The following is a 5,907-nucleotide window of genomic DNA, read 5'->3' on the forward strand; positions in this document are numbered from 1 at the left end:
TCCTCTAATCGCGCGTCCCATGATCCCTCGAGGGGGATCTCAATGGATCATGGGTCACCGCGACGGCACCGAGGCCGGCAATCGGGTCGCCGCAGGTTCAATAAGAAAAAGCACAAGACTGCGAGATAACAACAATGGCGGCAGACCGCGCACAAAACCTACAAGACACGTTTCTGAACCACGTCCGCAAAACCAAGACACCGCTCACGATCTTCCTGGTCAACGGCGTGAAACTGCAGGGGATTGTCACATGGTTCGACAATTTCTGCCTGTTGCTCCGGCGCGACGGCCATTCGCAGCTCGTCTACAAGCATGCGATCTCCACCATCATGCCGGGTGCTCCGATCCAGCTGTTCGAGGGCGGCGAGGACGCCTCTGCGTGAGAGTGACCTGATTGGAACCCCGCGATCGCGAAGGGACCATCGGCCTTGCCAGGCCGGATGACGTCAAGACAACGGGCCGAGTCATCGTGGTCGGCCCGTACTTGCGGACACGCCGTGGCGACGATGGAGCGCCGGCCAGCCATTCCGAGATGCGTGATGTCGAGGCGCGGATCGACGAGGCCGCGGGGCTGGCGCGCGCCATCAACCTGACGGTCGCCGAATCGATCCTCGCTTTGATCGGGCAGATCCGTCCGGCGACCTATCTCGGCAAGGGGAAGGTCGACGAGATCGCCGGCGTGATCGCGAGCCAGGGCGCCGAGCTCGTGGTGATGGATTGCGCCTTGTCGCCGATCCAGCAGCGCAATCTGGAGAAGGCCTGGAACACCAAGGTGCTCGATCGCACCGGTCTGATTCTCGAAATCTTCGGCCGCCGCGCCAAGACCAAGGAGGGCGCGCTGCAGGTCGAGCTCGCGCATCTCAACTATCAGCGCAGCCGCTTGGTGCGCTCCTGGACCCATCTCGAGCGCCAGCGCGGCGGCTTCGGCTTCATGGGCGGCCCCGGCGAGACCCAGATCGAGGCCGACCGCCGCCTGATCGGCGACCGCATCACCCGGCTCGAGAACGAGCTGAAGAAGGTGCAGGCGACGCGCCGGCTGCATCGCGCCGGGCGGCAGCGCGTGCCGTATCGCGTCGTCGCGCTGGTCGGCTACACCAATGCCGGCAAGTCGACGCTGTTCAACCGCCTGACGCGCGCCGACGTACAGGCCGCCGACATGCTGTTCGCCACCCTCGATCCGACCCTGCGCGCGATCAGCCTGCCGCATGGCGGCAAGGCGATGTTGTCGGACACCGTCGGCTTCATCTCCAACCTGCCGACGCAGCTCGTCGCCGCCTTCCGCGCCACGCTGGAGGAGGTGCTGGAGGCCGACGTCATCCTGCATGTCCGCGACATGTCGCATGAGGACGCCGAGGCGCAGCAGCACGACGTCGAGCTCGTGCTCAGCCAGCTCGGCATCGATCCCGAGGCCACCGACACCATCATCGAGGTCTGGAACAAGATCGACCGGCTCGACGACGCGGCGCGCGAGAACCTCGCCAATATCGCCGCGCGGCGCCCGCCGGAGCGGCCGTGCTTCATGGTGTCGGCCGAAACCGGCGAGGGCGTCGAGGCGCTGCTGCAGGCGATCGAGGACCGGCTCGCGGCGGCGCGTACGACGCTCGACCTGACCATCGACGCCGCCGACGGCGCGGGCATCTCCTGGCTGCATCGCAATGCCGAAGTGCTCAGCAAGGAGCTGCACGAAGGCCATTACGACATGACCGTGCGCGTGGACGCGACCAAGCGCGACATCGTCGTCGAGCGCTATCACGGCGTGCCGCGGGTGGCGTAAGCGCCGCCTCGTTGCGCTCGACCGCCGCCATGCGGCTTGTCCGACCGGCTATAGCGGCGTGACGTCGACGTGCAGCACCGCGGAGCGGCCGCCGTCGAGCGTGGCAAGACATCGGCCGATCGCGGCGTCGAGTGCGTCGGGATCGTCGACCCGCTCGCCATGAGCGCCGAACGCACAGGCGATATCGGCGAAGCGGCGCTGCTCACCTGGACGACCGGTGGACAGCCGCGAAAGGAACGCGTCTCTGTGCTGCGCGGCGCCGTCCGGATGCACGCGTTGGACAGACGCCTTGACGGCCTGCCATCCATTGTTGTCGAGGACCACCGTCAGGATCGGAAGTTGATATTGTTGCGAGACGGCGAAGACGGAGTCGGACGCCGCGAAATGAAAAGCGCCATCGCCGACGACCTGGACGACGCGGCGTGACGGATTGGCCAGCTTCAGCCCGAGCGCCATGCCGCCGCTGAAGCCCAGGCCGCCGCCGGCGAGACCCACATAGGTCATCGGCCTGGTGCGGCGCAGCTGCTGCTGCAGGACAGGTGCGTTGCGGACCGCTTCGTTGATCACGATGTCGTCTTCCGACAGCAGCGCCTGCAACCGTGCAAACAGATGGGCTGGATTGATCGCGCCGCGCGACCCCTTTTGTGCGGCCGCAGAGATCCGCGCGGCCTCCGCAGCCTCGCGGGCAGGCCTCCAGCTTGTGATCCGCTCACGCACCTTCTTCAGATAGGACTCGTCGCTGCGCGCGACGACGATGTCCAGCACCTGGCGCAGAATGACGGCTGAATCGCCCTGGACGCGAAGATCGGTGGCGAACCCCCACATCGGGATGTCGGCCTTGAGCGCGTCGACATCGATCTGGATCCAGCGCAGCCGATCAGGCGCCTTCAGCATCTGCGGAACGAACGGCACATCGATGTCGATGAGCAGCCCGAGATCGGCCCCCGCGATAAGGCCGGCGGGGTTGGAGCCGGCGAAGCAGGGCGAGTCCTGGCAGATGTTCATCGTGACGGGATTGAACTCGGCGACACGGATGCCGCAGACCACAGCCAGCCGCTCGAGCACCGACACGGCGTCCGGATTGCGCCCGAGATAGGCCGTCAGCGCGACCGGGCAGTCCGCCGCCATGAGGGCGTCTGCGATCGCCTCGGCGCGCTTCGGCTCGATGCCGCCGGCTCGGACGCTGCCATAGCGCGCAGGCAGGTAGGACGGCATTGCGGCTTCGTCCCAGGTTTCGGCAAGCGTCTCGCGCGGCAGCATCATGTAGACCGGCCCCGGCGGATCGCTGTGCATGAATGCAGCCGCGCGGGCCAGCGCTTCCTTCACGACGGCGCCGGACGGCAGCGTGTACTCCCACTTCACATAGGGCCTGACGATGCTCGCCTGGTCGAAACTGTCCTGCACGAAATGCACATAGGTGTCGCGTCCCGCCGGCAGTTCGCCATGGATCGTGAACGGTGCCCGTCCCGCAACGAGCAGGACGGGAAGCCGATAGCGGAAGGCATTCTGAACAGCCATGCAGGCATTCGCGGTACCGGCATCGACATGAACGAACACGGCCTGGCCGCGGCCCGTCGCAAAAGCTACCCCCATGGCCATGTGCACTGCGACCACCTCGTGCGGACACAGGATCACCTCGGGGTGAACACGGCCCTCGCTGTCCCAGCGCGCGATCTCCTCGATCAGCGAGACGTGGTCGGTGCCGAGATTGGCAAAGATGTAGTCGATGCCGAGATCGACCAGTGCCTCGAGAAAGTGGTGAGCGGTGCGATGGCTCGTCATCGCGCCGCGATCAGGATCAGGCGACGACGGTGTCACGGCGCACGGCCTCGGGTTGGTCTGCCAGACCGCGCAGACGATTGAAGAGCTGGCCGGGATGGGCCGGCGAGGCCATGCCACGCCAGGCGATGTGCGAGTCGGGCCGCAGCATCAGCAGGTTCTCCGCGAAGCCGTAGCCGGACTTGGTTCGGTCGACGTCGACCAGCGCCATGGGAACGCTTTGCCGGGCGGCGGCCTCTTGCAGCGGCGCGACATCGACGGCCGGATCGAACCGCAGCAGCGTGTAGGCCGGGCCGAGCGCATCCAGCAGCGAACGTCCATCCGCCAGCCAGACATGCGGGGCGCGTGCACCCGGCACGGTCGATGCCGTGAAATGCCCCATGCCATAGGGCGGCGGCGTCTCGCCGTCATAGGCGATGGCCGGCGAGCCCTCGTAGTAGTAGCCGAAGTTCAGGCCGGCGCAGCAATATTGCTGCACGTTGAGATCGTAGGCGGCCTGGCCGACCCTGGCTCGCGCGGCATCGCCGTCGGGACCGTCGAATTCCACCTCTTTGGGCACGCCGCGCCGCTGGCTCATCACGGCGAGCGCATGGTTCATCGCGAAATGCGACACCTGCTCGGTGATCGGCTGCCGCTCGGCTTCATAGGCATCGAGCAGGGCGGGTGCGGCCCAGCCCTGGATGACACCGGCCAGCATCCAGCACAGGTCGACCGCGTCGGCGATCCCGGCATTCATGCCGTAGCCCGCATAGGGGATCCACAGATGCGCGGCATCGCCGCAGATGAAGGCGCGACGGTCGCGGAAGCGATCGGCCACCAGCCGACGGCCGATCCAATCCTCCTTGCTGATGATCTCGTACTGGAAACGCTCGTCGACGCCCAGGATGGTGCGCAGCGCCCAGTCGCGATCGACACTGTCGAACTCGATCTCGTCGGCCGCCAGGTGGTTGTGGATCAGCCAGTTGTCGCGACCGTCGATGGCCACCGTGGTGCCGCAGCGCCGCGGGTTGAGCGACATCGTCATCCAGGCCGGCTTCTGGGTGATCAGGTCCTTCAGCGCGGGCGCATGGATGTAGGTCGATTGCACGCGCTGGACCACGTCGGTGCCGCCGAGACGGGAGCCGATCAGCCGGCGCACGGTGGAGCGGCCGCCGTCGCAGCCGATCAAATAGTCGGCCGAGATCGTGATGTCCTGCTCGGTGTCGAGATCGCGCGCCCGCGCGATCACGCCGGTGTCGCCCTGCTCGAACGTCTCGAGCTGGACGCGATTGAGTAGGGTGATGCCGGGCTGCGCCTCGGCGCAGGCGAACAGGATCGGCTCCAGATAGATCTGGTTGATGCGATGCGGCGGCTCGGGCGTCGGCCAGTCCGTGTCCGGTCCTCCTTTGGCCGTGTAGCGGTCCTGGCGCGACGGAATCGGAATGCGCGTGAGCTCGCGGCCGACCACCGTCGTGCGATAGGCACAGTCATTGGGAAAATCGGCGGGCAGGCCGCCGTTGCGGACCTGCTGGACGATCCCGAGCCGGCGAAACACCTCCATCGAGCGTGCCGAGACGTGGTTGCATTTCACGTTCGGCGGCTCGCCGGCGCGCCTGATCTCCGCAACCACGACATCGATGCCACGCGAGGCGAGGTCCATGGCAGCGGTCAGTCCGACCGGGCCTGCGCCGATGATGAGGACCTGGGTCTGTAGCGTCTTCATGTCAGTTTCTCTCGCTGGATTCTATGCGCGCTCGGCTGCCGAGAGCGGATTGCGCTGGGGGTCATCGGCGGTCGGAAGGCTGCCGCGCATGCTGAGGACGGCCAGTCCCAGGATCACCAGCGCCGAGAACAGCTGCGGCACGGCGCTCGCCTGGAACAGCGCGGCGACGTCCCATTTCGCCGCCAGCATCAGGCCGCCGAGCGTCACGCCGAGGATCGAGCCGAAGCGGCCGATGCCGAGCGCCCAGCCGATCCCGGTGCCGCGGATGTAGGTCGGGTAGATCCGCGCCGCATAGGCGTTGCAGCCGATCTGCCCGCCGATCACGGCGACGCCGGCAATGAAAACGGCCGGCACCAGGATCGGCAGGGACGCGCCGGCGATGCCGATGGTGATGATCGACAGGAAGCCGGCGACATAGGTCACGAACAGGACGCGGTCGAAGCCGAACCGTTCGATCAGCACGCCGAGCCCGATCGTGCCGAGCATGCCGCCGAGCTGGAACGCCACGCCCACGGCGATCGCCGCCTCGACGTCGAGCCCGACGCCATGCGTGAGCGTCGGCAGCCAGCTGTTGAGGAAGTAGATGTCCATCATGTTCATGAAGAACATCACCCACAGCAGCAGCGTCGGCAGCAGGCGGCGATGGGTGAAC

Annotated in this window: 5 protein-coding genes; 2 read left to right on the forward strand and 3 right to left on the reverse strand. The window is 66.7% G+C overall.

Annotation, left to right across the window (positions count from 1 at the left end):
* The first annotated feature begins 134 nt into the window (after positions 1-134).
* Positions 135-383: an RNA chaperone Hfq gene (gene hfq / locus BRAS3809_RS13100; protein ID WP_006613906.1), complete on the forward strand. Its 249-nt coding sequence runs from the start codon at positions 135-137 to the stop codon at positions 381-383.
* Between the two features lie 11 nt (positions 384-394).
* Complete coding sequence (hflX, locus tag BRAS3809_RS13105) at positions 395-1,774, forward strand: GTPase HflX (protein WP_008962578.1); 1,380 nt, start codon at positions 395-397, stop codon at positions 1,772-1,774.
* 48 nt (positions 1,775-1,822) lie between these two features.
* On the opposite strand, the gene BRAS3809_RS13110 is transcribed toward hflX, so the two are convergent.
* From BRAS3809_RS13110 to BRAS3809_RS13120, 3 genes are all read right to left on the reverse strand, one after another.
* The gene (locus tag BRAS3809_RS13110; RefSeq protein WP_008962579.1) at positions 1,823-3,556 is read right to left on the reverse strand and encodes a thiamine pyrophosphate-requiring protein; all 1,734 of its coding nucleotides are present in this window, start codon (positions 3,554-3,556) and stop codon (positions 1,823-1,825) included.
* 16 nt (positions 3,557-3,572) lie between these two features.
* Positions 3,573-5,255, reverse strand: a complete 1,683-nt coding sequence (locus BRAS3809_RS13115) for an FAD-dependent oxidoreductase (RefSeq protein WP_008962580.1) — start codon at positions 5,253-5,255, stop codon at positions 3,573-3,575.
* 21 nt (positions 5,256-5,276) lie between these two features.
* Positions 5,277-5,907: MFS transporter (locus BRAS3809_RS13120; protein WP_035656233.1), on the reverse strand; the 631-nt coding region annotated here is incomplete at its 5' end.

The sequence above is a fragment of the Bradyrhizobium sp. STM 3809 genome (assembly GCF_000239795.1).
GTDB lineage: Bacteria > Pseudomonadota > Alphaproteobacteria > Rhizobiales > Xanthobacteraceae > Bradyrhizobium.

What these genes read in the sequence shown, in the direction of transcription:
- hfq (WP_006613906.1), top strand. Translation starts at nt 135, where the DNA reads ATGGCGGCAGACCGCGCACAAAACCTACAAGACACGTTTCTGAACCAC.
- BRAS3809_RS13110 (WP_008962579.1), bottom strand. Translation starts at nt 3,556, where the DNA reads ATGACGAGCCATCGCACCGCTCACCACTTTCTCGAGGCACTGGTCGAT.
- BRAS3809_RS13115 (WP_008962580.1), bottom strand. Translation starts at nt 5,255, where the DNA reads ATGAAGACGCTACAGACCCAGGTCCTCATCATCGGCGCAGGCCCGGTC.